The organism is Mesorhizobium sp. KR2-14, from assembly GCF_040049255.1.
Classification (GTDB): Bacteria; Pseudomonadota; Alphaproteobacteria; order Rhizobiales; family Rhizobiaceae; genus Pseudaminobacter.
The window spans coordinates 1-3258 of the sequence record NZ_JBDZDR010000022.1; the positions used below are offsets into that span (position 1 = coordinate 1).

Sequence of the window (3258 nt, forward strand, 5' to 3'; positions counted from 1 at the left end):
CCGTCGACGATTCGCGCACCATGCGCGACATGCTGAAGCTGGCGCTGGTCGAGGCCGGCTACCGGGTGGTGCAGGCCGAGGACGGGCTGCACGGGCTGGAGGTGCTGGCCGCCGAGACGCCGCGGGTGATCGTCACCGACATCAACATGCCGCGGCTCGACGGCTTCGGCTTCATCGAGAAGGTGCGCGCCGACGCCGCCTGGCGCGGCATCCCGATCCTGGTTCTGACCACCGAGAGCGACGCGGCCAAGAAGGACCGGGCGCGGCGCGCCGGGGCGACCGGCTGGATCGTCAAGCCCTTCGACCCGGCCAAGCTGATCGACGCCATCCGCCGCGTGGCGGCCTGAACCGACGAGGACCCCGCCGTGGACGCAATGGCAACCATCAAGCAGACCTTCTTCCAGGAATGCGAGGAGCAGCTTTCCGAGCTCGAGGCCGGGCTGCTGGCGATCGAGCGCGACGAGGCCGAGCCCGACACCGTCAATGCGGTGTTCCGCGCCGTGCACTCGATCAAGGGCGGCGCCGGCGCCTTCAGCCTCGACGAGCTGGTCGCCTTCGCGCATGTCTTCGAGACCGCGCTCGACCAGCTGCGCTCGGGCACGCTGGCCGCAGGCCCCGAGGTGCTCGCCATCCTGCTGCGCGCCGCCGACCTCTTGGCCGACCTGGTGGCGGCGGCCCGCGACGGCGGCCAAGTCGCGCCCGACCGCGCCGAAGTGCTGGTCGCCGAGCTGAACGGCCTCGGGCCCGGCGCGGCCCTGCCGGCGCCAGACAGCGATGCCGGCGACGACATGGACGGGCTGGTGTTCCAGCCGGTGCGGGTGGCGCTCGACTTCGGCGCCGCTCTTTCCGCCGATCTTTCCGCCGACGGGGCCGACGACCTTTCCGACGTCGGGCCGGCCGCGCGCGCCTACACCATCCGCTTCAAGCCGCGGCCGGAGCTCTACGCCAAGGGCAACGAGGCGGCGCTGGTGCTGCGCGAGCTGGAGCGGCTCGGGCGCCTGGAGGCGAGCTGCGACGCGAGCGCCGTGCCGCTGCTCGACGCGCTCGACCCGGAGGGCGCCTATCTCGACTGGACGCTCAAGCTCGAGACCGACAAGGGCGAGGCGGCGATCCGCGAGGCGTTCGAGTTCGTCGAATGGGACTGCGAGCTGGAGATCGCGGCCGACGACGCGGCCGACGACGGGGCCGAAGATGCCGCGGGCGGTGCGTTCGACATCGACGCGCTGCTGCGCTCGATCCGGGAGGAGGCGGCGGCGGAGCCGGCGCCGGGGGAGCCTGAGGCGGCGGCCGAACCCGCCGCAACGCCAGAACCGACCGCCGAACAGCCGGCGCCGGCGCCCAAGGCCGGGGCCGCCCGCGCCGAGACGGCCGCAAACGCCGCGCCGCAGACCATCCGCGCCGACCTCGAGCGCGTCGACCGGCTGATCGACCTGGTCGGCGAGCTGGTCATCAACCAGGCGATGCTGTCGCAGCGCGTCATCGAGGCCGGCCACGCCCCCGGCTCGGCGGTGGTGATCGGGCTCGACGAGCTCGAGCAGCTGACGCGCGAGATCCAGGACTGCGTCATGGCCATCCGCGCCCAGGCGGTGAAGTCGGTGTTCCAGCGCATGCCGCGCCTGGTGCGCGAGGTCGCCGGCCTGACCGGCAAGCAGGTGCGGCTGGTCACCGAGGGCGAGGGCACCGAGGTCGACAAGACGGTGATCGACCGGCTCAACGACCCGCTCACCCACATGATCCGCAACGCCATCGACCACGGGCTGGAGACGCCCGATCAGCGGCTCGCCGCCGGCAAGCCGGCCGAGGGGCTGGTGCGGCTGTCGGCCATGCACCGCTCGGGCCGCATCGTCATCGAGGTCGCCGACGACGGCGCCGGCATCAACCGGGCCAAGGTCAAGCAGCTCGCCGTCGACAAGGGACTGATCGCCGCCGACGCGGTGCTGTCGGACGACGAGGTCGACAATTTGATCTTCCTGCCCGGCTTCTCGACCGCGACCGAGGTCTCCAACATCTCCGGCCGCGGGGTGGGCATGGACGTGGTCAAGCGCTCGATCCAGGCGCTCGGCGGGCGGCTGTCGATCGCCTCGCGGCCGGGCCGCGGCTCGACCTTCACGCTGAGCCTGCCGCTGACGCTGGCGGTGCTCGACGGCATGGTGGTCACCGTGGCCGGGCAGACGCTGGTGGTGCCGTTGACCGCCATCATCGAGACCCTGCAGCCCAAGGCCGCCGACGTGCACGGGCTCGGCGGCGCCGCCCGGGTGATCGCGGTGCGCGACGCCTTCACGCCGCTCATCGACATCGGCCGCGAGCTCGGCTTCCGCGCCCAGGCCACCGACCCGCTGAGCGGGGTGGCGATCCTGGTCGAGACCGAGGGCGGCCGCCGCAGCGCGCTCCTGGTCGACACCATCCAGGGCCAGCGCCAGGTGGTGATCAAGAGCCTGGAATCCAACTACGGCGCCGTGCCCGGCATCGCCGCCGCCACCATCCTCGGCGACGGCCGCGTCGCCCTGATCATCGATGTCGACGCCGTGATCGCCAGCTCGCAGGCCGACATGCCCAGCCCCGACCCCGTTCTCGCCGAAGCAGGATGACGCCATGACCGAGACCGCCAGACACGACACCACAAGCCGCGAGCTGATCGCCTTCCGCATCGGCGCGCAGGAGTTCTGCGTCGACATCATGTCGGTGCGCGAGATCCGCGGCTGGGCCCCGGCCACCGTCTTGCCCAAGGCGCCGCCCTTCGTGCGCGGCGTCATCAACCTGCGCGGCGCGGTGCTGCCGATCGTCGACCTCGCCGCCCGGCTCGGCTTCACGCCGCCGGAGCCGACGGTGCGCCACGTCATCATGGTGGTGCAGGTCGACGACCGCGTCGTCGGGCTTTTGGTCGACGCCGTCTCCGACATCCTGTCGGTGACCGACGACGCCATCCAGCCCACGCCCGACGTCGCCTCCGAGATGGCCCGCACCTTCGTGCGCGGCGTGCTGGCGATCGAGGGCCGCATGATCAGCCTGATCGCGCTCGACAACGTGCTGCAGGCCGTCGACCCGATCGCGGCATGACCGACACGACCGCACCCGCCCGGCCGCGCCGCGCGCCGCGCCTGGTCGAGGGCGAGTTCGCCCTCACCGGCGAGGATTTGCGCCAGATCGCGGCGATGCTGAAGGCCGACGCCGGCATCCACCTCACCGAGGCCAAGGCGGCGCTGGTCTATTCGCGCCTGTCCAAGCGCCTGCGCGCGCTCGGGCTGGCGAGCTTTGCCG

Annotated in this window: 3 protein-coding genes and 1 pseudogene; all 4 read left to right on the plus strand. The window is 72.3% G+C overall.

Annotated elements, in window-relative coordinates; translation table 11 throughout:
• A partial coding sequence (locus ABLE86_RS22750) for a response regulator (protein ID WP_348781273.1) occupies window positions 1-347 on the plus strand: 347 nt, incomplete at its 5' end.
• Window positions 348-365: 18 nt separating this feature from the next.
• On the plus strand, window positions 366-2588 hold the full coding sequence (locus tag ABLE86_RS22755) for a chemotaxis protein CheA (protein ID WP_348781274.1): 2223 nt from the start codon (window positions 366-368) through the stop codon (window positions 2586-2588).
• Window positions 2589-2592: 4 nt separating this feature from the next.
• On the plus strand, window positions 2593-3057 hold the full coding sequence (locus tag ABLE86_RS22760) for a chemotaxis protein CheW (protein ID WP_348781275.1): 465 nt from the start codon (window positions 2593-2595) through the stop codon (window positions 3055-3057).
• Window positions 3054-3258 (plus strand): annotated as a pseudogene (locus ABLE86_RS22765) (chemotaxis protein); the annotation flags it as partial. The gene ABLE86_RS22760 and the pseudogene ABLE86_RS22765, both read left to right, overlap by 4 nt.

What these genes read in the sequence shown, in the direction of transcription:
- ABLE86_RS22760 (WP_348781275.1), top strand. Translation starts at nt 2,593, where the DNA reads ATGACCGAGACCGCCAGACACGACACCACAAGCCGCGAGCTGATCGCC.